Raw genomic sequence first — 23,478 nt, 5'->3', positions numbered from 1 at the left:
TCAACTCTCGGCCGAGAAAACGTTATGGGTTCAAATCACCGATCGAACGAATGCGAGAACTCCTCGGCGCGGTGCACTTCGCTTGTTAATTCACCCGTCTGACCGCGGCCACTTCCACGCGAGCCAAATGATGGACAGGAGGAGCAGGATCTCGACGATGCCGAAGTACACATAGAAGATCCATGCTCCTTGGATAACCAGAACGGTGATTGCTACGAAGATGGTGGCAACTACAATATTGACCCACCTGCATAGGGCGGGCGTTGACAGTACCGAGAAAGCTGCCATTAGGCTTGGGACGGTCATCATGATTGAGGTGCCAAGCAGCTTGCCCTGAGTTACGCCGCCCAGAGGCCCAATCCGCCCGTCGAGCATGGCGGTGAGCTTATAGGGCGTGTATAGCTCAAAGTAGTCGCCATAAATGAAGCAGAACATTGTGGAGACCCACAGAAGCGCTAGCTTGATGCGAACGTCAACTCTGCAATTCTGTAGTGGGGGAGTCATGTGCTCGTCCTCAGATTGCCCAAGATCATGTTCAGACGCCTAACGCTTGAATTAAGCCGTGCCGCGAAGCGGCATCGGCTTGAATGAATTGTTAGCAATCATCACAGGAAACGTAACGCGATTGCGGCAACGAGGAGCAGCGAACCCAGAATGGTTGCATAGCTGCCCGGGACGTGCTGAGGCTCAGTAGCTGAAAATCCGTTCTTGAGCGCACCGTAAACCAGAAGCGAGAAGCCGAGGCCAGAAAGAAGATTGCGAAGCTGCTGGCCGTAGAAGGCGTAGTCAATGAATCCGACAATGGCGAACAAGGCAAAAAGAAAGACAAAGATATTCCCCGCAGTCGTGAGTGGCTGCTTGGCTGTTGAAGTCACCGTCATCTCTCCATGAGTGCTAACTAGTATTCAACCCCGGATGCGGGGTGTTGCGCCGAGTATGGCGCGCCATACTCGGCGCAGCGCTACCAGGAAGAAACCCCATTGAGATCAGTCGCCTGGAGGAATCCGCTTGGCCTCAATGCACTAGCGATTGCCGCGTTATGCGTCAGCATGGTTTCGTGCCGTCTTATTAAGCGATTTCGTCGCATAACGCGCAATCGCCGCTTCCGAAAACGAAACAGGGCGACCTGTTGGCCGCCTTGTTTCTTACGCTTCGCGCACAGCTGCGCGCGATGCCTACCTCACTTCAAGCCACGGTGCTCCAGCAACGGCTCGACGCTCGGTTCCTTGCCGCGGAACTCGCGGTACGCCACCGCCAGATCACGCGAATGGCCGATCGACAGAATCTTGTCGCGGAAGATCTGGCCGTTCTCGCGGGTCAGGCCGCCGTTTTCGCGGAACCACTGGAAGGCATCGTGGTCGAGGACTTCGGCGCCGAAGTAGGCGTAGTAACCGGCCGCGTAACCGCCGCCCCAGATGTGGCTGAAGTAACTCGTGCGGTAACGGGGCGGCACGGCGGCGAGGTCGACCTTGTACTTCGCGAGCGCCTGCTTTTCGAAGGCATCGACGTCCTGCTTGGCTTCACCCGCGGGCAGGGTGTGCCACGCGAGGTCGAGCAGGGCGGCCGAGAGGTATTCGGTGGTCGCGTAGCCCTGGTTGAAGGTGCGCGCGGTGACGATCTTGTCGACCAGTTCCTGCGGCATGGCTTCGCCGGTCTGGTAGTGCTTGGCGTAGTTGGCGAAGACCTTGGGGTCGAGCGCCCAGTGCTCGTTGAACTGGGAGGGGAACTCGACGAAATCGCGCGGCGTATTGGTGCCGGCGACCGACGGGTACTTGGTGTTCGAGAAGAAGCCGTGCAACGCGTGGCCGAATTCGTGGAACAAGGTGGTCACGTCGTCGAAGCTCAGCAGCGCGGGCTGGCCGGCCGCGGGCTTGGTGAAGTTCTCGACGTTGTAGACGACGGGAATCGTGCCGGTCAGGCCGTTCTGCTCGACGAAGTTACCCATCCACGCGCCGCCCTGCTTGCTGTCGCGCTTGAAGGGGTCGAGATAGAACAGGGCGAGCTGCTTGCCGTCGGCATCGAAGATGTCGAACACGCGCACGTCGGGGTGGTAGACGGGAATGTCTTTCCGCTCCTTGGCGGTGATGCCGTAGAGCTGGTTGGCGGCGAAGAACACGCCGTCGTTGAGCACGCGGTCGAGCTCGAAGTAGGGCTTGATCTGCGCCTCGTCGAGATCGAACTCGGCCTTGCGCACCTGCTCGGCATAGAAGTCCCAATCAGCGGCGCCGGCGGTGAAGCCGCCGTTCTGCGCGTCGACCACGCCCTGGATCTTGGCCAGCTCGGCGCGCGCACGCGCGGTGGCGGCGGGCACGGTGTCGGTCAGCAGCTTGAGCGCCACCTCGGGCGTGCCGGCCATCTGGTCGGCGATGCTGTAGGCGGCGTAGTTCGGGAAGCCCAGCAGCTGCGCCTGGCGCGCGCGGATTTCGGCCAGGCGCTGGATGGTGGCGCGGGTGTCGTTGCCGTCGCCCTTCTCGGTGCGGCCGGTGGACGCGGCCAGCACGCGCTCACGCAGGGCGCGGTTCTTCAGCGAGGCCAGCACCGGCTGCTGCGTGGTGTTCTGCAGGCTCAGCAGCCACTGGCCGTCCTTGCCGGCGGCTTTGGCGGCATCGGCAGCGGCGGCGATCGCGCCCTCGTCCAGGCCGTCGAGTTCGGCCACATCGGTGACGAACACGCCGCCGGCATTGTTGGCGGCCAGCAGCTTGTTGCCGAACGCGGTGGACAGCGTGGACGACTCGGAATTGAGCGCGCGCAGTTCGGCCTTGTCGGCATCATTGAGCAGGGCGCCGGCGCGGACGAAGCCGTCGTGCGTGTGTTCGACGACGGTCTTCTGCTCGGGTGTGAGGCCGAGCGTCTCGCGCTGGTCATAGATCGTCTTGACGCGCGCGAACAAGGCCGGGTCGAGATAGATGGCGTCGCTGTGCTCGGCGAGCTTCGGCGCCAGTGCTTCCTCGGCGGCCTGCAGGGTCTCGTTGGTGTTGGCGCCGGTGAGCATGAAGAACACGCTGGCCGAGCGGGTCAGCAGTTCGCCGCTGCGCTCCATGGCTTCGATGGTGTTCTCGAAGGTCGGCGCGTCGGGGTTGTCGGCAATCGTGCGGATCTCGGCCAGGTGCTGCTTCATGCCCTCCTCGATGGCCGGCTGGTAGTCGGCGTCTTTCAGCTTGTCGAAGGGCGGGGCCTGGAACGGCAGCGTGCTGGCGGTGAACAGGGCGTTCTCGGTCGGCGCGGTGGTGGCGGTATCAGTGGCAGGCATCGTGGGCTCGGCAGGGGTGCGGTCGCCGCAGGCGGACAGCGCCAGCGCGATCGCGGAAGACAGGAGGAGCGTACGCAACATGGGAGGGAACTCCGGAAAGACAACGCGGGGATGACGTCGGTCGCGTTGGATGCGGCCCGTCAGCCGCGCAGCGTGCGCCTGTCGCGCGCAATCGGGAATGTGCCGTTCGTTGGCCGGTTCAGCTTGTGGTGCGGGGAGGCGCGGCGTCGGCGAACTGGCTCTCGGCGCAGGTCTCGGGCGCGAGGTCGTCCATGCCGCCGTCTGGCCGGATCATCCTCTGGGCCGTCAGCCCGGCGCCTGCGTCGGGTATCGCGACCGCCTGTGCCTGCCGCGCCGCCCGCGTGGCTTCCGCCGGCGTCGCCGCGGCCTGCAAGGCTGCAAGCTGACGCGCCACCACCACGGCCGTCGGATGGCCGGCAGGCAAGCTGGTGATGTCCGGATGTCGGGACAGGACCGAGAACCAGGCGAGCGCCTGGCTGACGTCCGGCGTCACGGTCTGGGCGAGAAAAGGCCGCCAGTGGCCGCCGTCGCTGTCGGCATACGCCATCGCGAGGGCGTAGGCGCTGGCCGCGTCGCCGTGCATCGCAGCGCGGCGGGCAATGCCTTCCGCCTCACGGCGATAGGTCGCCAGCGCAGGCAGCGCGTCCATCAGATCGTGCCAACGGAAGCCGTTGCCGATCGCGTAATGCCGCATCGAAGGCACATGGCCCGCCAACGCGGCCTGCCGCCAGTAACGTGCGCGTGCCTCCGGCGCCAGGGTCGGCGCGCTGTCGCACTGCTCGACATTCGCCCGCTTGTCTTCGATCTGCTGCGCGGCCTGCGCGCGCATCTGCGCGAAGTGCAGCGCCGCGTCTTCCGACTGCCCTTGCATGTGCTGCGACGCCCAGGCCTCGTTGTTTTCGTTCCGAATGACGAGCATGCGCAGATTCAGCCGCTCCATCTCGCAACGCTGGTGTTCCGCGGCCAGTCGGCAGGCGGCGCGCGCTTCACCCGCCGCGGCGCGGCGGACCAGCTCGTCGTGGATCTGCGGCAGGGGCGTGCCCGGCTCGGGCAATGGCGCCGTGCGGTCGACACGCGTCGCGCCTGCGTTGGCGCCGCGGGCGTCTGGCGTCAGGACGACATGCGCGTCATCGTCGGCGCCTGCAGACGTGACCCCGCTACCGGACGACAAAAGCGGCCCGCCGCGCCCGGCCAGATACCCGACGCCGCCTGCGAACAGCACGGCAGCGGCGGCGATGAGCACAGTGCGATGTCGCATATGGCGCAGTCCCTGTGCCGGTGGTCGATCAGACGGTGCCGCGGTTCTTGCCCATGAAGGGTGCGTACCAGTTGCGGATCATCGCCATGTCGGCGTCGGGATCGTCGCTGGGCTGGATCATCGGGCCGAAGCCGATGACCTTGTCGGGGTAGTGGAAGTACATCGTCTGGATCGGCACGTTGGCGGCCTTGGCGATCTTCCAGAAACCGGTCTTCCAGCGCTCGACACGCTTGCGCGTGCCTTCCGGTGCGAGGCCGTACCAGAAGGCCTCGTTGCCGTGGATCGCGGCCGCGGCCTGTTCGATGACGCGCGAGGCGCGGCTGCGGTCGACCGGAATCACGCCCAGCCCGCGCAGTGCCCAGCCGAGCACCGGAATGCGGAACAGCGAATCCTTGCCGAGCACGCGGATGTCGAGGCCCAGCGCGGCCTTGGCGGCGAAGCCCCAGATGCCATCCCAGTTGGACGAATGCGGGGCGCCGATCAACACCAGGCGCGAGACGTCGGGCAGCTCGCCGACGACGCGCCAGCCACCGACACGCAAGATGCTGCGGCCGATCCAGCGCGCAAGACGGCTGGGCCTGACACGCGGGGCGCGCGGCGGAACCGGAATCAGGAACGGATACTTCGAAGTGCTCATGCGTCCTCGGCGCAAAGGGCCAACAATGACGGGGTCAATCCCAGTCGCGCGTGGCGCGACCGCGTTTGATGGTACTGCGTTCGCGTTTCGCCCCGAGCCGTCGCTCCTTCGATCCGCGCGTGGGCTTGGTCGCCACGCGGGCCTTGGGGACTTCATAGCCGAAGGCGATGAAGGCGGCCAGGCGCTCGCGGGCGTCCTCGCGGTTGCGGTCCTGGGTGCGGAAGCGCTGGGCATTGAGCACCAGCACGCCGGCTTCGGTGATGCGCCGGTCACGGCGGGCCAGCAGGCGCGTGCGCACGTGTTCGGGCAGCGAGGGCGAGCCGGCGATGTCGAACCGCAGTTCGACGGCGGTCGACACCTTGTTGACGTTCTGGCCACCGGGACCACTCGCGCGCACGAAACGTTCGACGAGCTCGTCTTCGGGAATGGCGGGCGGGGTGGACATCGGCGGCGATTGTAGACGCTGATCCGGGTGGCGATCGTGTGCCCAATACACACCCGGCGCAGGTCCGGCCCGGTTTACAGTAGCGCCCCACCTACGGACACATGGAGTCTCCGATGCCACGTCGTTTCCAACTGGCCGCCCTGCTGGCCGTCGCGTTCTGCGCGCCCATGGCGATGGCCGCGCCGCCGAGCGAAGCCCAGATCGACCGCCTGCTCGAGGTGATGCGGGCCGAGCAGACCGCTACTGCGATGATTCCGCAGGTCATGGCCTCGCAGCAGCAGATGATCGCGCAGCTCACCCAGGACGCCGATCCCCAGCAGCGCGAAGCCGCGCAGCGGGCCGCCGCTTCGTCGATGCGCGCGGTGGAATCGGCGCTGTCGTGGGAGTCGCTGCAGCCGCTGTATCGCAAGATCTACATGGAGACCTTCACCGCCGAGGACACCGAGGCGATGGTGACGTTCTACAGCAGCCCGGCCGGGCAGAACCTGCTCGACAAGATGCCGCTGCTGATGCAGAACACGATGAACGAGGTGCAGCAGCTGGTGATTCCGATGCTGCAGCAGATGGAACGGGACCTGCGTTCGGAACTCGCGAACGACCCGGCAAGCCCCGCGGACTGAGTCCCCCGCAGCGCACCGCTCACGCGATCGCGGTGCCCGGAAACAGCAGCAGGGCCTTCGCGAATTCATCGCCCGGCGGCGTCTCCACAACGAGCCGCTCGCCGGTTTGCGGATGATCGAAGCCCACACGCTCGGCGTGCAGCAGCATGCGATGGATGCCGAGCATGCGGAAATTGCGGTTGTGGCGGCCGTCGCCATGGCTGGTGTCGCCGATCAGGTGATGCGACAGGTGCTTGAGATGCCGGCGGATCTGGCGGAAGCGGCCGGTCATCGGCTCGGCACGCAGCAATGCGTAGCGCGAGGTCGCAAAGCCCGCTGACGGCACCGCCAGTTCGGTCTTCGCCAGTCGGGTGAAGCGCGTGACCGCAGGCTTCTTCAGCGGCTTGCCGGGGCCGCCGTCGAGTGGATGGTCGACGACGATGTCGTCGGGCCAGCCGCGACAGATCGCCAGGTAGTGCTTGTCGACGCTGCGCGCCATCCACTGCGTGCCGAGTGCGGATGCGGTGTCGCGATCGAAGGCCACGAGCAGGCCGCCACTGGTCGCGCGGTCGAGGCGGTGGATCAGGAACAGGGGACGGCCGAACTGTTCGCGCAGGCGATCGGCGAGGAAGTCGTGCTCGTCGCGCGCCAGCGCGCTGTCGTGGACCATCAGGCCCGCCGGCTTGTTGACGACGGCCAGCCAGTCGTCCGCGTAGCGCACCTCGATCATCGTGAATCCACTGACGTGTCGCAGCCGGTCGGCCGCCACTGATCTGCTATTTTCGTCGATCGTCTTCGCCAACGGGGGATCCGCATGCAACGTCGTCTACGTGCCTGCGTTGTGGTGCTGCTGCTCGGCAGCGCATGGCCGCTATGGGCCGCGCCGCCGCAGCTCGACGCGCCGGTGCACGAAGCCGAGGGCATCCGCGAATACCGCTTCGACAACGGCCTGGCGCTGGTGCTGTTTCCCGACACCAGCAAGCCGGTGACCACGGTCAACGTGACCTACCGCGTGGGCTCGCGCCACGAAGGCTACGGCGAAACCGGGATGGCGCATCTGCTCGAACATCTGGTGTTCAAGGGCACGCCGACCCACACCGACATTCCCGGCGAGATGCGCCGCCGCGGCGTGCGCTTCAACGGCACCACGTGGCTGGACCGCACCAACTACTTCGCCAGCTTCTCCACCGATGCCGACACGCTGGACTGGGTGCTGCGCATGGAAGCCGACCGCATGGTCAACTCGCGCATCGCGCGCGAGGATCTCGACAGCGAGATGACCGTCGTCCGCAACGAGATGGAATCGGGCGAGAACAATCCGGTGCGCGCGCTGATGCAGCGGGTGATGGGCGCGGCCTACCAGTGGCACAACTACGGCAACTCGACGATCGGTGCGCGCAGCGATGTCGAGAACGTGCCGATCGACCGGCTGCAGGCGTTCTACCGGACCTGGTACCAGCCCGACAACGCGGTGCTGGTGATCGCCGGCGATTTCGATCCGGCGCAGGCGCTGGCCGCGGTGGGCGAGAGCTTCGGCGCGCTGCCCAAGCCGACACGGGCATTGCCGGTCACCTACACACGTGAGCCCGCACAGGACGGCGAACGTCATGTGGTGGTGCGCCGGGTGGGACGCACGCCGTATCTCGTGGCCGGCTATCACATTCCCGCCGGCCGCCATGACGACAGCGCGGCTGTGGCCGTGTTGTCGCAGGTACTGGGCAGCACGCCGGGCGGGCGCCTGCATCGCAGGCTGGTCGAGCCGGGCCGCGCCACTGGTGCATCGGCGTCCGCACTGGCGATGGACGAGCCCGGCTATCTGAGCTTCGTTGCCGAAGCGCCGGAAGGCAGCGATCTCGATGCGCTGCAGACCGAGCTGCTGGCGCTGGTGGAAGACGCCACCACGACACCCTTCACCGAAGCGGAAGTCGACGACGCGAAGCAACGCATGCTCGCTGGCTACGAGCGCGCGATGCGCGACCCGAATGCGATCGGCGTGGCCTTGTCGGAAGCCATCGCCCAGGGCGACTGGCGCCTGCTGCTGCGCACGCGCGACCGGCTCGATGCGGTGACGGTCAACGATGTCACGCGCGTCGCGCAGGCCTATCTGCGCCGCGACAACCGCACCACCGGCCAGTTCCTGCCGACCGATGCGGTCGAGCGCGTGACGATCACCGAAGCGCCGACGGCCGACGCCGCCCTGCAAGATTTCGTGCCGCGCGCCGCGCTCGATGCCGGCGAAGCCTTCGATCCGTCGTACGCGAACATCGACGCGCGCACGAAGATTTCGACGTTGTCGAACGGTGCGAAGCTCGCGGTGCTCGACAAGGCCACGCGTGGCAACTCGGTGCAGGTGCGCATGAATCTGCGCCTCGGTGATGCGCAGCGACTGCACGACCGCGCCATCGCCGGACAGATGGCCGGCACCTTGCTGATGCGCGGCAGCGAGGGCTTTGACCGCGCCGCACTGTCGCGGCAGCTGACATCGCTGCGATCGACGCTGAGTGTCGGCGGCACCGCAACCACGGTGACGGTCGCGGCGACCACCGATCGCGAACATGTCGGCGCATTGCTCGACCTCGTCGCCGATGTGCTGCGCAAGCCGACGTTCCCGGACAGCGAGTTCACCCAGCTGCGCAGCCAGCAGCTGACCGGCATCCGCAGCAGCATGAGCGAGCCGGGTGCGGTGGCGAACCAGGCGCTGTCGCAACATTTCAATGCGTTTCCGAAGGGCCACCCGTATCACGCGACGACGTTCGAAGACCGCATCGCCCAGGTCGAAGGCCTGCAGCTCGAAGACGTGGGCGCGTTCCACCGTGATTTCTACGGCATGGGCGAGGGCGCGACGATCGCGGTGGTCGGCGATGTCGATCCGGATGCGGTCCGCACACAACTCGAAGACCTGTTCGGCGACTGGGCGCTGCCGACACCGTTCGTGCGCATCGAAACACCGTACGTCGCGCGCGAGCCGGTGCGCCAGACACTGGTCACGCCCGACAAGGCGAACGCGACGCTGGTCGCGCGGCAGTCCCTGCAGATCAATCAGGATCACGCGGATTACCCGGCGCTGCTGATCGGCAACTACATCCTCGGCGGCTCGGGCATGAAGTCGCGCCTCGGCGACCGCATCCGCCAGCGCGAAGGCCTGAGCTATGGCGTGGGCTCGAACTTCTCCGCAAGCGTGTTCGACGATGCGGGTGCGTTCGGCGTCTCGGCGATCGCCGCGCCGGAGAATATGGCGCAGGTTGAAACCGCGATGCGCGAAGAATTGCAGCGCATCCGCAGCGAAGGCATCACCCAGGCCGAGCTCGACGACGCGCGAGAAGGCATGCTGCGCGCCCGCCGCACGTCACGCGCGAACGATCCCGAACTCGTCGGCATGCTCGACAGCAACCTCTACACCGGACGCGACATGGCGTACTCGGCGGCGTTCGAGGACAAGCTGCGTGCGCTGACGCCGGAAGCGGTGCGGGCGGCAATGGAGCGGCATCTGCAGCCGGAGGCGTTGTCGGTGTTTATCGGCGGGGATTTCAGGGATTGAGTGGCTTTTGGCGTCTAGAGGAACGCTGAAAAGTCGTCATTCCCGCGAAGGCGGGAATCCAGAGGCTCTCGAGCCGTTGAAACCAAAGGCGCTGGATTGACCAGCCATTCGGCTGCAGAAAAGCGCATCCGCTTTCGCGGGGATGACGAACAAGGACAGACCTGGTCAGTGTGGCGTCGGAGCCCTTCTCCTAGAAGGAAAGGTGCTGCTTCGCTGCCGCCGATGGGTCTGCGCCTGATCGGTCATCGCTGCGCGGCGTGTTGCTGCTTTTTCTTCAAGCCCTTCTCCCTCTGGGAGAAGAGCCTGCCCCGTACTTGATACGGGGTGCCCGAAGGGCGGATGAGGGTGCTTTTGAACGCTTCCTCTCCGCCCAACCCTCACCCGACGCGCTTTGCGCGTCGACCTCTCCCAGAGGGAGAGGTGCTGAGGGAATGCTGCTGTTTGCTCGACGCTTGGACGGATAGCGTCAAGTGCAGCGATGTTGTTCTTGTGCCCTTCTCCCTTTGGGAGAAGGTGCCCGAAGGGCGGATGAGGGCGCTTCTAGACGTCGTCCTCTCTTCCGACCCTCACCCGACGCGCTGTGCGCGCCGACCCCTCCCGGAGGGAGAGGTGCTGAAAGACCAGCCGCGCCTCAACCCGCCGGCGTCGGCGTTGACTGCGACGCCATCGCTTCGAGTTCGTCGCACATCTGCTTCTGCTGCGCGGGCGTCGCCTGGGTGAACTGGGCGTTGGTCTTCTCGTGCGCGGAGGCGAACTCGCCGTCGAAGGTGCCGACGTCGCCGCCCATCCCGGTGAATTCCTGGCGCAGCTGATCCTTGGCCTGGTTGAGCTGCGCATCCGACACATTGGGGTCGCACAGCTTCGCGGCGGCGTGCATCGCGCCGGCGATGCCGGCGATCTGGGCCAGCATCGTGCTGGCGGCATCGCCGGTCAGCGGCGCATCGACCGGCGGCGTGCCGGATTCGATCTGGGCCTGGGCGGCTTCCGATGGCTGGGTCTGCGTGTCCTCGACCGGCTGGGTCTGAACTGCCTCATCGGTGACGGGCTGCGGCGCGGGGCCACAGGCGGCGAGGCCGAACACCGCAGGCACGAGCAGGCAGGCGAAACGTCGGGTACGGGGAAGCGTCATGCGGCCATCTCCATCGGGGGAGGGACCAGCCTAACAAACGTGTTGCGAAGGCCCCGCGCTCGTCTTCAGGGCGTCTGCGGTGTCTCGCGACGCGAACGATAGGCCTGCAGATGCACCCAGGCCGCATCGAGATGCGGCACTGCGCGACCCGCCGCATGGGCACGTGCACGCAGGTCGCCGATGATCTGCAGCGCTTCGACGTCCTGGCCGGATTCGAGGTCGCGCAGCATCGAGGCGGTGACCGTCGAGCCGGCCTTGGTCAGCAGCATGCGTGCCTGCTGCGCGGCCTCGGCCGGAATCGCGTGGCCGTCCGCGGCCGCGACCGCCAGACATTCCTCGTGCAACGCCGTCAGGAATGCGGTGCCGCCATCGGTTTCGACAATGCGGCCGATGCTGGCGCGCATCAGACAGGTCGCTGCGGCCAGCGCGGCGAGGAAGGTGAACTTGTTCCAGGCCGCCTGCATGAAGCTGTCGCTGCGCACCGCATCGAAGCCGGCTGCGCCTGCGCACACCGCTTCCAGCGCACGCGTGCGCGCACTGCCGTTGTGCGCTGCATCGCGCTCGCCGAAGGTCATCGACGGCGGCGACGGCAGATGCGCCACTTCGCCGTCGTCGCCCTTCATCGCGCTGATGAAACACAGGCCACCTAGCACACGCTCCGCGCCGAAGCGCGCATCGAGCGCGGCGTAGTGCAGCAGGCCGTTGAGGATCGGCAGCACCGCGGTGTCCGCACCGACGGCCGGCGCGATCGCCTCGATCGAACTGTCGAGGTCGTAGGCCTTGCAGCTCAGCAGCACCAGATCGAACGGCCGGTCCGCAGCAAGCGCAGGCAGCGCGTCGGCGGTGATATGCGCAACCGGGAACTGCGCGTCCCCAAGCCCGCTGCGGATCCGCAGGCCGTCACGCTCGAGCTGCGCCGCGCGTGCGGGACGCACGAGAAACGTGACGTCGACACCGGCCTGTGCGAGGCGACCGCCGAAGTAACCGCCGGTGCCACCGGCGCCGAGAACGAGAATGCGCATGACCAGTCCTTGTGCGTGACGGGGCGCGGCGCTCGCCGCGCGCGGGAAACCTCAGCTACGCAGCCCGATGCCGCGCTTGAGCAGCCACAGCGCCAGCGCGCCGAGTGCGATAACGAAGCCGATCATCAGCGCGAAGGACACGCCGAGCGACACATCGCTGACGCCGAGCAGGCCATAGCGGAACGCATTGACCATGTAGAAGATCGGATTGGCATGCGTCGCGGTCTCCGCCCAGCCGGGCAGCAGCGACACCGAATAGAACACGCCGCCCAGATACGTCAGCGGGGTCAGGATGAAGATCGGCACGATGGCGACGTCGTCGAACTTCTTCGCGTAGACCGCGTTGACGAAACCGGCCAGGGCGAAGATCGTCGCGCCCAGCAGCACGGTGGCGAAGGTCACCAGCGGATGCGGAATGCGCACGGTGGTGAACAGCATGGCGATGCACAGCACGATGACGCCGACGGCGAGGCCGCGCGTCACCGCGCCGATCACGTAACCGCCCAGGATCACCCAGCTCGGCATCGGGCTGACCAGCAGTTCCTCGACGTGGCGGCCGAACTTCGCGCCGAAGAAACTCGACGAGATGTTGCCGTAGCTGTTCTGGATCACGCTCATCATCACCAGGCCCGGCACGATGAAATCCATGTAGCGGATGCCGTCCATCTCGCCGACGCGCGCGCCGATCAGGCCGCCGAAGATCAGGAAGTACAGGGTCATCGTGATCGCCGGCGGCACCAGGGTCTGGCCCCAGATGCGCAGGATGCGGACGATCTCGCGGCGGGCGATCGTGTACAGCGCGACCCAGTGGCGCTGCGCGGTGCCTTCGACGGCAGCGACATCGGTGTGGGTGGTCTTCGTGCTCATGCCGTTTTCTCCTGCTGCGAGGCGGCATTGGGGCCGGTCATGCGCACGAACAGTTCTTCGAGGCGGTTGGACTTGGTACGCATCGAGCGCACGCGGATGCCGGCGCTGTCGAGCGAGGCGAACACCCGGTTGAGGTCCATCGCGCGCGGCATGTCGAGGTCCAGGGTGTGGTCGTCGGTGGCGACCAGTTCCGCGCCCTCGATCGGCGGCAGCGTGGCGGGGAGCGTGCCGTCGATGTCGAAGATGAAACCCTCGACGTCGAGCTTCGACAGCAGCAGGCGCATCGGCCCCTGCTCGACGATGATGCCGCGATCGATGATCGCGAGGTTCCGGCACAGGCTCTCGGCTTCTTCCAGGTAATGCGTGGTCAGGATGATCGTCGTGCCGGCGGCGTTGATCTCCTTGAGCGTCTGCCACATGCCGCGGCGGATCTCGATGTCGACGCCGGCCGTCGGCTCGTCGAGGATCAGCAGCCGCGGGCGCGTCATCATCGCGCGGGCGATCATCAGTCGCCGCTTCATGCCGCCCGACAGCGTGCGCGACATCGTCGTCGCCTTGTCCCACAGCTGCGCGCGCTTGAGTTCCTCTTCGGCGCGCACCATCGCCTCGGCGCGCGGGATGCCGTAGAAGCCCGCGTAGTTGACGAGGATGTCGAAGGGCTTCTCGAAGAAGTTGAAGTTCAGTTCCTGCGGCACCAGGCCGATCAGCCGCATCGCCGCGTCGCGATTCGTGTGCAGATCGGTGCCGAACAGGCGCACCTCGCCCGAGGTCTTGTTGACCAGCGACGAGATGATGCCGATCAGCGTCGACTTGCCGGCGCCGTTGGGGCCGAGCAGGGCGAAGAAATCGCCGGGCGCGACGTCGAGCGAGATGCCCTTGAGCGCCTCGACGCCGCCGTCATAGGTCTTGCGCAGATCGCGCACCGAAAGGGCGGCGTCGGCCTGGGGAATCGGGGACATGTCCATCGCTCGTGCCGCGGATGGCGCGGCGGGGGTCCGTAGTATAGGGACGCCCCGACGGGCCCGGCCGCAACGACGCGTTGCACGCGTGGGGCCGTGCAGGTGCACAACGCGGTGTTGCGGCCTGTGCACCGGGCGCCCGGTGCCGACCCGCTACCATAGGCGCATGGAGCCCCACCGGCCGCAGACAGCGCCGGACGCTCGTCGAATCACGGACAAATTCCCGCAGTGGCCATCACGCAGTTCCCCATCAAGCTCGTCTCGCGGCGCATGGTCGCGCCGACCGTCGCCCATCTGTCCTTCGTCCGCGACGACGGCCAGCCGCTGGACTTCATCCCCGGGCAGTTCATCCAGATCCATTTCGAGTACGCCGACGGCACCCCGACCAAGCGTTCGTATTCGCTGGCGACGATCCACGACCACGCGATCGGACCGGGCGAGGCGATCGACGTGGCGGTGAGTTATGTGCCAGGTGGCGCCGCAACCGCGCTGTTCGAAGGCATGGATCTCGGCAGCACGGTGCAGGCCAGCGGCCCGTTCGGACGCTTCTGCCTGATGCCGCAGGACAGCAACCGCCGCTATCTGCTGGTCGGCACGGGCACCGGCGTGACCCCGTACCGGGCGATGCTGCCGCTGCTGGAAACCGCCATCGCCGAGCGCGGCGTCGAGATCGTGCTGCTGATGGGCGCGCGCACACCGGCCGAGCTGCTGTACGGCGACGACTTCCGCGCATTCGCCGACAGGCACCCGAACTTCCGCTTCGTGCCTTGCTTCTCGCGCGAGCTGCCAGACGCGCCGCATGCCGATGTGCGCCACGGCTACGTGCAGCAGTTCCTCGGGGAATTTGCACCGGGTGAGGGCGACATCGCGTATCTGTGCGGCAATCCGAACATGGTCGACGCGACGTTCGAGGCACTGAAGGGCTTCGGTCTGCCGGTGCCGCTGATCCGTCGCGAGAAGTACGTCAGCAGCAAGTAGCCGTCGCGCCGGCCTCCGGCCACACGCGGGAGGCCGTTGCAGGCGCCCTGTTCGCACGGGCGCCGCCGAGCGCGATCCGGTCTCCAGGCGTGACGCCGGCAATCGGGAGTGGAGATGGAGACAGGGATGGAGACTGCGGTTCCCGTGACACAGGCCCCGGACATCGCCGCGCTGATGCCGCCCGCATCCGGCGCGGCACCGGCCAAGCGCCCCTGGTGGCGTCGCCTGTTGCCGGTGCTCGGCGGATTCGTCGGCGGTGGGGTGGTCGGTGCGGGCGTCGCGGCCATCGGCCTGCCACTGCTTGAAACGCTGCCGCCATCGACGGGGTTCGCGGTGCTGGCCGGCTTCTTCCTGTCGCTGTGGCCGCACATCGTCGTGCACGAGGCCGGTCATGCACTGGCCGGGCTGTTGCGGGGCATGCATGCGATCGCGTTCGGCGTGGGCCCGCTGCGCTGTGAGCGGGGTGGCGACGACCGTTGGCGCTGGCGCAACGGCGGCGGCATCCGCGGGGTCGGCGGATTCGCGGCGCTGGTGCCGCGGGGCACGCGCGGCCTGTCGCGGGTCGACCAGATGATGTTTCTGATCGGCGGGCCGCTGGCGAACCTGCTCACCGCTGCCGTTCTGGCCGCACTGGTCGCGTGGTTGCCGATGCCGGCCTGGCTGACCGGCACGCTGGCCGGCGTGGCGCTGGGCGCGGCGGCGCTGGGCCTGGGCAATCTCATCCCCCTGCAGGTGCAGGGCTGGCGCTCGGACGGGCGCGGCCTGCTCGACCTGCTGCGGCGCACGCCCGATGCGGCACTGCATTTACAGATCAACCAGCTGATGGCGTTGAGCCTGGCCGGCGTGCGTCCGCGCGACTGGCCGGAGGCCGCACTGCCAGCCGGCGACGCCGTCATCGCCAGCAGCAGCCTGCAGCAGACCGCACAGATATTGCGGCTGTCGCACGCGATCGATCGTCGCGATGCCGGGGCCGCCCGACCCGATGCCCTGGCACTGACCAGCACGTTCGCCACCGCGCCGCCGGTGTTCCAGAGCGCCATCGCGGTCGCGCTCGCCAGCCACGCCGCTTTGCTGATCGGGGATCGCAGGCTGGTGTCGGCCTGGCGCCTGCGCTGCGAGGGCGGATTGATGGATCTGTCGCCGTACCGCGCCTGGCTGGATGCGGAAATCGCCCGGCTGGACGGTGACGGCGCGGCGGCAAGCATGCACGTCGAGCGCGCGCGCGGACTGATTTCGCGGATTCCCGATGCGGCCAGCCGTCTCGTGTTCGAGGAACGGCTGGCCGCGCTGGCGTAGCGCGCGTCTGGCGGCAGGGGCGGTGACGCGACACGCAGGGTTCGCCAAGGTCTTCCTCACATCGACAACCACCGATCGTTGTGTCAAGGGTGCTTGACAGACTCCAAGTCAATCCAGGATGCTCCCTGTCAAGCTCACTTGACATACGGACACGCCATGCCGCGCTCCCGTCTCTTCTTCGGTCTTGCCCTGGGATTGGTCGGCGCCGCCATCGGTCTGCGGTTCGGCCTGCCCCAGCTGCCGCGCTGGCTGCCGTTGCTGGTCCTGCTCGGCGGCATGGGCCTCATCGCCGCGGCGGTGCTCGACGCGGAGCGGGACTGCTTGACCGCTTCCCCACAGGTGCAGCGCCGCTACACACGGGAGCTGCTGATCGGCATGGGCGCCTACGTGGGGCTGCTGATCGTCTCCCTGTTGCTGCTGCGGCACATCGAGGCACCGGCGCTGCGCGCGGTCATCGCCCTGCTGCCCATCCTGCCGATCGCGCTGGTGCTGCGGGCGATGGTGCGCTTCATCCGCGGCGTCGACGAGCTCCAGCAGCGCATCGAACTCGAAGCGGTCTGCATCGCGGCCGCGCTGGTGTCCTTCGGTTACATGACCGCCGGCTTCCTGCAGGCCGCGCGGGTCATCGACGTGCCGGCCAGCGCGGCGATGCTGTGGGTGTTCCCGCTGGTGTGCGGCACCTATGGCCTCGCGAAATCCGTCGTCGCGCGGCGGTACGGATGAGGCCGCCGGCATGAGGAGCCGGGTGCGCGAACTGCGCGAGGCCTGCGGTTGGTCACAAGCACAGCTGGGCGAACGTCTGGATGTATCGAGACAGACGATCAACGCGATCGAAACCGGGAAGTACGACCCCAGCCTGCCGCTGGCATTCCGGATCGCACGCGAGTTCGCCGAGCCCATCGAATCCATTTTCCTGTTCGAGGACGTTCCATGAGAGCAATCAGGTTTTCCCTGCTGGCGCTGGCCGCGAGCGCGATGCTCGCCGGCTGCAGTGGCGGTGCACCCGCGGCCACCGAAGGCGACGACGCACGACCGGCGCGCATGTTCGGGCAGATCCCGTTCCACGCCTGCACGCTCGACGGCGGCAATGCCGCCACGCGTGTCGAGGCGCAGTGCGCGACCTTCGAAGTGCCGGAGAACCCGGAGGCAGCGGATGGCCGCAAGATCGGCCTCAACATCGCCTGGCTGCCGGCAGACGCAAGCGACGGCGGCACCGCCGATCCGGTGTTCTTCCTCGCCGGCGGACCCGGCCAGGCAGCGGCCGAACTGGCCGCGCAGATCAACGCCGGCCTGCGCGAAGTGCGGCGCCAGCGCGACATCGTGCTCATCGACCAGCGCGGCACCGGCAGCTCGAACCCGCTCGACTGCGTGGATGCTTCCGGCGAGCCGTTGGAACTCGATGCACTCACGGCCCCGTCGGACGCCGACCTCGACGGCTACGTCGCCCGCTGCCTCGCCGGCCTCGAAGGCCGCGCCGATCCGCGCTTCTACACGACCGCGAATGCGATCCGCGATCTCGACACCGTGCGCGCCGCGCTCGGTGCGGACCAGGTGAATCTGGTCGGCGGCTCCTACGGCACCCGCGTCGCGCAGCAGTACGCGCTGGCGTATCCGCAGCACACGCGCAGCCTCGTGCTCGACGGCGTCGCGCCGAACGACCTGGTCGTCGGCGGCGAGTTCGCCCACACCTTCGAAGACGCACTCGCGCTGCAGTCGAAGCAGTGCGCGCAGGACGCTACTTGCCGCACGCGCTTCCCGGCCGATCTGCAGGCGCAACTGCGCAGCGTGCTGTCGACGCTGCAGGCCGCGTCGGTGCCGGTGACCTATGCCGACCCGACCACCGGCGCGCAGCGCGACGGCATGGTCACGCCGGACACGGTGACCGGTCTGGCGTTCATGTTCTCGTATGCACCGCAGACCGCCTCGCTGCTGCCGCTGATCCTCGACGAAGCGGCGCAGGGTCGCTACGCCCCGCTGATGTCGCTGTCGCAACTGATGGTCAGCAACGTCGGCGGGCAGATGACGCGCGGCATGCAGTGGTCGGTGATCTGCGCAGAAGACGCAGGCCGCTACCAGGAAGACGGTCGCGTCGCGGAGACGATCCTGGGCCCGGAGGTCGCGCGCATGTTCTTCGGTGCCTGCCGCACCTGGCCGACCGGCACACCGCCGGCCAACCACACCGCGGCGCTGCAGTCCGACGTGCCCGCGCTACTGCTGTCGGGCGAACTCGATCCGGTTACCCCGCCCGCATATGCGGAGCGCGTCGCCGCCGGCTTGAGCAACGGCCGTCATCTCGTGCTCAAGGGCCAGGGCCACGGCACGTTCGCCCTCGGCTGCGCGCCCAAGCTGCTCGCGCAGTTCATCGAATCGACGGATGCACAGGCACTCGACGTGACGTGCCTGGACGCGATGCGCCCGGTACCGCCGTTCACCAGTTTCAATGGGTGGGAGCCGTGAGGCGCGGGATTCGGGAATGGGGATTCGGGATTCGGCGTAGCCGGATTTCCAGGTCTTCCACCATTCACCCGAAGGCAGCCGCTCTTTCGAATCCCGACTCCCGGTTTTCAACGGACGAATGTCCGATCCTTCCCAATCCCGGATCGCACCCATGATCACTGCCCAGCAACTCCACAAGGCGTTCAAGACGAAGACCGGCACGGTCAACGCCGTCGATGGCGTCGATTTCATCGCCGAGGACGGCCGCATCACCGGCCTGCTCGGTCCCAACGGCGCCGGCAAGACGACGACGCTGCGCATGCTCTACACGCTGATGAAGCCCGACAGCGGCCGCGTACTGGTCGACGGCATCGATGCCGCGCAGGATCCGGCCGCAGTGCGCCGCGTGCTCGGCGTGCTGCCGGATGCGCGCGGCGTCTACAAGCGGCTGACCGCGCGCGAGAACATCCGCTACTTCGGCGAGCTGCATGGCCTCACGAAGGCGGAGATTCTTGAGCGCACCCGCGTGCTCAGCGAACAGCTCGACATGGGCGAGATTCTCGACCGTCAGACCGAAGGTTTCAGCCAGGGCCAGCGCACCAAGACCGCGATCGCCCGCGCGCTGGTGCACGACCCGCGCAACGTGATTCTCGACGAGCCGACCAACGGGCTGGACGTGATGACCACGCGCGCGATGCGCGAGTTCCTGTTCAAGCTGCGCGACGACGGCCGCTGCGTGATCTTCTCCAGCCACATCATGCAGGAGGTCGCTGCCCTGTGTGACCGCATCGTCATCATCGCCAAGGGCCGCGTGGTGGCCGACGGCACCGCCGACGAACTGCGCGAGCGTTTCGGCAAGCCGAATCTGGAAGACGCATTCGTCAGTGCGATCGGTTCCGAGGAGGGCCTGCTGGCATGAGCAACCTGAAATGGATGTGGTGCGTGGTGCGCAAGGAGCTGCTCGACATCGCGCGCGACCGGCGCACGTTGTTCATGGCGCTGCTGCTCGGCCCGCTGATGTATCCGCTGTTGATGCTGGGCATGAACTTCATGGCCGAGAAGCGCATGAAGACCGAGATGGACCGGGTGCTGGAAGTGCCGGTGATCGGCGCCGAACATGCGCCCAATCTCGTCGCGCACCTGGCGACGCTTGGCATCCAGGCGGTCGACGCACCGGCGGATCTCGACGCCGCAATCGCCGGGCAGGACATCGATGTCGCGATCGAGATTCCGTCGAGTTTCGCCGAGGACTGGCATGCCGGTCGCCCGGCGACGGTCGAGATCATCAGCGACAGCACGCGCCGCAACGCCGAGACGCCTACGCGCCGCGTACGCACCGCAATCGCGGCCTACGGTCAGCAGGTCGGCGCGCTGCGCCTGCTCGCCCGCGGTATCGATCCGGCGGTGGTGCAACCGGTCGCGGTCGGCACGCGTGACACGGCGAGCGAGGAAGCCAAACGCGGCATCATGCTGGCGATCCTGCTGCCCTACCTGCTGATCCTGTCGAGCTTCATCGGCGGCTCCTACCTGATCCTCGACGCGACTGCCGGCGAGCGCGAGCGCCAGTCGCTGGAACCGCTGCTGGCTACGCCGGCCTCGCGCGGTGCGATCGTCAGCGGCAAGATCGCCGCGGCCTGCATCATCGGCATGTGTTCGCTGCTGCTCACCCTGCTCGCGTTCAAGATCAGCGCGCAGATGGGCGGCGGTTCGGCGCGGCTGCTCGACGTCAGCTTCGGCGCGATCGGCAAGATGCTGCTGGTGCTGCTGCCGATGCTGTTCGTGGGCACTTCGCTGCTGACGTTCCTCGCCGCGACCGCCAAGAGCATGAAGGAGGCGCAGAGCCACATCGTCTGGCTGATGCTGCTGCCGATGGTTCCGAGCTTCGTGTTGATGGTCAACCCGATCAAGACCGAGCTGTGGCAGTTCGCGGTGCCGTTCCTTGCGCAGAACCAGCTGCTGCTGAAGATCATCCGCGCCGAACCGATCGCACCGGAGGTGTGGGGTGTGTATCTGGGCGCGAGCCTGGCGCTGGCTGCCGCGCTGTGGATGCTGGCGGTGTGGCGGTATGGGCAGGAGAAGCTGGCGGTTGCCGGCTGATCCGCTTCGTCTTTTCGATACATCGAAAGCCCGGCTTCGGCCGGGCTTTCCTGTCTTGGAGCGTCCAAGGCATCGCGACACGCAATTGCACTGTCAGGCGGCGCCGCGGAACGCACGGCCCAGGTAATCGTTACCGCTCCGAATGCCCCGCATCCTCATGATCCCGCCGCACGAACAGATCCGGCCGAATCAGTTCGATGAATGCCCGCGCCTGCGGTGACAGCACCTTGCCCTTGCGGACGACGACGCCATACGTGCGCGGGGGAAACCATTCCGAGACCGATCGCGTCGCCAGTCGGGCGCCGTCGCTGTCGTCGAGACAGATCGAGCTGACGATCGAAATGCCCATGCCCATCGCGACGTATTGCTTGATGACCTCCCAGCCGCCGACTTCCAGCGCCACGGTGTACGGCACGCGCGCCTGCTGGAAGACCTGGTCGACGAGGCGGTAGGTGATCTGGCGCTTGGGCGGGAGGATCAACCCGTAGCGGCCGATCTCTTCCAGCGTGAGTGTTTTCGCCCGGGCGAGGGCGTGGTCGGGCGGGGTCAGCAGGATCGGATCGAAGCGATAGACCGGCGCGTAGCTGAGGTCGCCGGGCACATCGACCATCGAACCCACCACGAGATCGACCGCATCGCTGCGCAGCAGGTCGGTGCCGTCCGCGGTGATCGCGTCCTGCAGCGTCAGGCGGACGTCCGGATGCTGGCGACGGAACAGGTCGACGATGCGCGGCAGCAGGTAGAGGATCGTCGAGCTGTTCGCTGCGACCGTCAGTTCGCCGGCATCGAGCCCACCGATCTCGCGGCGGAACGCTGCCGGCAGGCCGTCGAGGCCTTCCACCAGCGGCGTCGCCAGTGCATAGAGCACTTCACCCTCGCGGGTTGGCACCAGGCGCCGGCCGCTGCGCTCCAGCAACTTGACCCCCAGTTCGCGCTCCAACGCCTGCAGCTGCAGCGAAATCGCCGGCTGGCTGACGTAAAGCGCCTCTGCGGCCCGTGAGACTGAACCCAATCGCGTGGTCTGACAGAACGCACGCAGCGGTTTGAGGCGGTCGCTCTTGTACGGAAACCTGAGGTCTGACGGGGACTTGGCGGACATCGAAATGCTCGTATAAGCGCAGCTGATGATAGGCATTGACAGAACTCGGTTGTCAAATACACGGCTTGGGAGGACGGTCTGCTGCACCGCAATACCATCGCTGCCCGCGAAAGGACCACCCTCGTGAATGCCGTCATCAAGACCGCTCCGCCCGCCGAAGATCCACGCATCACCGTGCCCGCCGGCACCCCGGTCGACCTCCTGGACACGAATGCCCTCGCGTTCCTGACCGAGCTGCACGACTGCTTCGACGCCCGCAGACTCGACCTGCTGGCCGCGCGGGGGCACCGCCAGGAAGCGTTCGATGGCGGCGCGCTGCCGGACTTCCGGCGTGACACCCGGTCGATCCGCGAATCCGAGTGGCACGTGGCGAAGCTGCCGCCCGCGCTACGCGACCGCCGGGTCGAGATCACCGGCCCGGTCGATCCGAAGATGGTCATCAACGCGCTGAACTCGGGTGCGAACTGCTACATGGCCGACTTCGAGGATTCGACGTCGCCCACATGGGACAACCTGCTGACCGGCCAGCGCGCGCTGCGCGATGCGATCAGAGGCACGCTGGCATTCACCTCGCCCGCCGGCAAGCGCTATGCGCTCAAGCCGGAGGACCAGCGCGCGGTGCTGATCGTGCGTCCGCGCGGCTGGCATCTGGACGAGAAGCACGTCCGCATCGACGGCGCGCCGATGTCGGGCGCCCTGTTCGATGCCGGCCTGTTCGCTTTCCACAACGCGCATGCGCTGGCGGCGAAGGACCGCGGCCCCTACTTCTACATCCCCAAGCTGCAGTCGATGGAGGAAGCGCAGCTATGGGACGAGGTGCTGGCCCACATCGAACGCACGCTGGGCCTGCCGGCCGGGCAGATACGGGTGACGGTGCTGATCGAAACCTTGCCCGCGGTGTTCGAGATGGACGAGATCCTGTACGCGCTGCGGGACCGCATCGCCGGGCTCAACTGCGGCCGTTGGGACTACATCTTTTCCTACCTCAAGACCTTCCGCCGGCATCGCGACCGCGTGCTGCCCGAACGCGCACAGGTCACGATGACCCAGCCGTTCCTCAAGGCGTATTCGGAACTGCTGGTGCAGACCTGCCACCGCCGCGGCGCGCATGCGATGGGCGGCATGGCGGCGCAGATTCCAATCGCCGGCGACGCCGCCGCGAACGACGCGGCGATGGCGCGCGTGCGCGCCGACAAACTGCGCGAGGTCACCGCCGGTCACGACGGTACCTGGGTCGCGCATCCGGCGCTGATTCCGCTGGCGAAGCAGATCTTCGACGAGCGCATGCGGGGCCCGCACCAGCACGCGATGACGCGCGACGACGTGCTGGTCGACCGCGACGACCTGATCGAGCCGTCGATCGGCACGATCAGCCGCGCGGGTTTCGACGGCAATGTCGAAGTTTGCGTGCGCTACATCGCCGCCTGGCTCGACGGCAACGGCTGCGTGCCGATCCATCACATGATGGAAGACGCCGCGACCGCCGAGATCGCCCGCGCGCAACTCTGGCAGTGGATCCACTACGCCGACGACGGCCACGCGCCGCTGCATCTCGACGACGGCACCGCGATCGACGGCGCACTGCTCGACCGCGTGCTGCTGTCACTGCCGTCGAAGCTGGCCGGTCAGGACATCCCGGGCGCGACGCGCGTCGCCGAGGCCATCGCCCTGCTCGAAGACCTCACGCATCGCGACACGCTCGAGGACTTTCTGACACTGCCTGCGTACGGCCGTCTCTGACGGCGGGATTCGGGATTCGGAATTGGGGATTCGAAGCCGGATCCCTGGTCCTTCCCGATCACGCTGTCGCATCGAATCCCCAATCCCGAATTCCCAGTTCCGCTCCG

The 23,478-nt window shown here is 67.0% G+C and carries 22 protein-coding genes; 10 read left to right on the top strand and 12 right to left on the bottom strand.

Features of this window, described 5'->3' with window-relative positions; all coding sequences use genetic code 11:
* Nucleotides 1–90: 90 nt before the first annotated feature.
* The 6 genes from J2W68_RS03965 to arfB form a co-directional block, all read right to left on the bottom strand.
* Nucleotides 91–504, bottom strand: coding sequence for a DUF6326 family protein (locus J2W68_RS03965; RefSeq protein WP_310232987.1), 414 nt, complete (start codon nt 502–504; stop codon nt 91–93).
* Between the two features lie 101 nt (nt 505–605).
* Nucleotides 606–875 (bottom strand): hypothetical protein, encoded by a 270-nt coding sequence (locus J2W68_RS03960; RefSeq protein WP_310232986.1) that lies wholly within the window; start codon nt 873–875, stop codon nt 606–608.
* A 305-nt stretch (nt 876–1,180) separates the two neighbouring features.
* Nucleotides 1,181–3,250, bottom strand: coding sequence for a peptidyl-dipeptidase Dcp (dcp, locus tag J2W68_RS03955; protein ID WP_430539664.1), 2,070 nt, complete (start codon nt 3,248–3,250; stop codon nt 1,181–1,183).
* Between the two features lie 199 nt (nt 3,251–3,449).
* Nucleotides 3,450–4,529 (bottom strand): hypothetical protein, encoded by a 1,080-nt coding sequence (locus J2W68_RS03950; RefSeq protein WP_310232984.1) that lies wholly within the window; start codon nt 4,527–4,529, stop codon nt 3,450–3,452.
* A 28-nt stretch (nt 4,530–4,557) separates the two neighbouring features.
* Nucleotides 4,558–5,166, bottom strand: a complete 609-nt coding sequence (locus tag J2W68_RS03945) for a lysophospholipid acyltransferase family protein (RefSeq protein ID WP_310147639.1) — start codon at nt 5,164–5,166, stop codon at nt 4,558–4,560.
* A gap of 34 nt (nt 5,167–5,200) precedes the next feature.
* Nucleotides 5,201–5,611: an alternative ribosome rescue aminoacyl-tRNA hydrolase ArfB gene (gene arfB / locus J2W68_RS03940; protein WP_310232981.1), complete on the bottom strand. Its 411-nt coding sequence runs from the start codon at nt 5,609–5,611 to the stop codon at nt 5,201–5,203.
* A gap of 113 nt (nt 5,612–5,724) precedes the next feature.
* Between arfB and J2W68_RS03935 the strand changes: the two genes are divergently transcribed.
* Entirely contained in the window at nt 5,725–6,231 is a 507-nt protein-coding gene (locus J2W68_RS03935; protein WP_310232979.1) for a DUF2059 domain-containing protein, read from the top strand.
* Between the two features lie 19 nt (nt 6,232–6,250).
* Here the strand turns inward: J2W68_RS03935 and J2W68_RS03930 are convergent, their stop codons facing one another.
* On the bottom strand, nt 6,251–6,940 hold the full coding sequence (locus J2W68_RS03930; protein WP_310233006.1) for a pseudouridine synthase: 690 nt from the start codon (nt 6,938–6,940) through the stop codon (nt 6,251–6,253).
* Between the two features lie 84 nt (nt 6,941–7,024).
* On the opposite strand from J2W68_RS03930, the gene J2W68_RS03925 reads away from it, so the two are divergent.
* A complete protein-coding gene (locus J2W68_RS03925) occupies nt 7,025–9,748 on the top strand; it encodes a M16 family metallopeptidase (RefSeq protein WP_310232978.1) in 2,724 nt (907 codons plus the stop codon).
* 631 nt (nt 9,749–10,379) lie between these two features.
* Here the strand turns inward: J2W68_RS03925 and J2W68_RS03920 are convergent.
* The 4 genes from J2W68_RS03920 to J2W68_RS03905 all read right to left on the bottom strand — a co-directional run bounded on the left by J2W68_RS03920 (nt 10,380) and on the right by J2W68_RS03905 (nt 13,725).
* Nucleotides 10,380–10,877 (bottom strand): hypothetical protein, encoded by a 498-nt coding sequence (locus J2W68_RS03920; protein WP_310147647.1) that lies wholly within the window; start codon nt 10,875–10,877, stop codon nt 10,380–10,382.
* Between the two features lie 65 nt (nt 10,878–10,942).
* Nucleotides 10,943–11,899 carry a 2-dehydropantoate 2-reductase gene (panE, locus tag J2W68_RS03915; protein ID WP_310232975.1) on the bottom strand — a complete coding sequence of 319 codons (957 nt, stop codon included), beginning with the start codon at nt 11,897–11,899 and terminating at the stop codon, nt 10,943–10,945.
* A 51-nt stretch (nt 11,900–11,950) separates the two neighbouring features.
* Nucleotides 11,951–12,766 carry an ABC transporter permease gene (locus tag J2W68_RS03910; RefSeq protein ID WP_310232973.1) on the bottom strand — a complete coding sequence of 272 codons (816 nt, stop codon included), beginning with the start codon at nt 12,764–12,766 and terminating at the stop codon, nt 11,951–11,953.
* Nucleotides 12,763–13,725 (bottom strand): ABC transporter ATP-binding protein, encoded by a 963-nt coding sequence (locus J2W68_RS03905; protein ID WP_310232970.1) that lies wholly within the window; start codon nt 13,723–13,725, stop codon nt 12,763–12,765. The genes J2W68_RS03910 and J2W68_RS03905 overlap by 4 nt, the downstream gene beginning before the upstream one ends.
* Nucleotides 13,726–13,944: 219 nt before the next feature.
* On the opposite strand from J2W68_RS03905, the gene J2W68_RS03900 reads away from it, so the two are divergent.
* From J2W68_RS03900 to J2W68_RS03870, 7 genes are all read left to right on the top strand, one after another.
* Nucleotides 13,945–14,703 (top strand): ferredoxin--NADP reductase, encoded by a 759-nt coding sequence (locus J2W68_RS03900; protein ID WP_430539663.1) that lies wholly within the window; start codon nt 13,945–13,947, stop codon nt 14,701–14,703.
* A 144-nt stretch (nt 14,704–14,847) separates the two neighbouring features.
* The gene (locus J2W68_RS03895; RefSeq protein ID WP_310232966.1) at nt 14,848–15,999 is read left to right on the top strand and encodes a site-2 protease family protein; all 1,152 of its coding nucleotides are present in this window, start codon (nt 14,848–14,850) and stop codon (nt 15,997–15,999) included.
* A gap of 156 nt (nt 16,000–16,155) precedes the next feature.
* Entirely contained in the window at nt 16,156–16,722 is a 567-nt protein-coding gene (locus J2W68_RS03890; protein WP_310232964.1) for a hypothetical protein, read from the top strand.
* 10 nt (nt 16,723–16,732) lie between these two features.
* Nucleotides 16,733–16,933 (top strand): helix-turn-helix transcriptional regulator, encoded by a 201-nt coding sequence (locus J2W68_RS03885; RefSeq protein ID WP_159681121.1) that lies wholly within the window; start codon nt 16,733–16,735, stop codon nt 16,931–16,933.
* Complete coding sequence (locus tag J2W68_RS03880; protein ID WP_310232962.1) at nt 16,930–18,456, top strand: alpha/beta hydrolase; 1,527 nt, start codon at nt 16,930–16,932, stop codon at nt 18,454–18,456. The genes J2W68_RS03885 and J2W68_RS03880 overlap by 4 nt, the downstream gene beginning before the upstream one ends.
* 151 nt (nt 18,457–18,607) lie before the next feature.
* Nucleotides 18,608–19,354, top strand: coding sequence for an ATP-binding cassette domain-containing protein (locus J2W68_RS03875; protein ID WP_310232961.1), 747 nt, complete (start codon nt 18,608–18,610; stop codon nt 19,352–19,354).
* Nucleotides 19,351–20,532, top strand: a complete 1,182-nt coding sequence (locus J2W68_RS03870) for an ABC transporter permease (protein ID WP_310232958.1) — start codon at nt 19,351–19,353, stop codon at nt 20,530–20,532. Before J2W68_RS03875 ends, J2W68_RS03870 begins: the two co-directional genes overlap by 4 nt.
* A gap of 130 nt (nt 20,533–20,662) precedes the next feature.
* Here J2W68_RS03870 and J2W68_RS03865 read toward each other — a convergent pair whose 3' ends face one another.
* Entirely contained in the window at nt 20,663–21,631 is a 969-nt protein-coding gene (locus tag J2W68_RS03865; protein ID WP_310232957.1) for a LysR family transcriptional regulator, read from the bottom strand.
* Between the two features lie 168 nt (nt 21,632–21,799).
* Between J2W68_RS03865 and aceB the strand changes: the two genes are divergently transcribed.
* Entirely contained in the window at nt 21,800–23,371 is a 1,572-nt protein-coding gene (aceB, locus tag J2W68_RS03860; protein ID WP_430539662.1) for a malate synthase A, read from the top strand.
* Nucleotides 23,372–23,478: the final 107 nt, after the last annotated feature.

Source organism: Luteimonas terrae (genome assembly GCF_031457535.1).
In the GTDB taxonomy this organism is placed as follows: Bacteria; Pseudomonadota; Gammaproteobacteria; order Xanthomonadales; family Xanthomonadaceae; genus Luteimonas; species Luteimonas terrae_A.
Note: the sequence above shows the minus strand (reverse complement) of the source record. Positions and strands in the feature narration are given on the sequence as shown.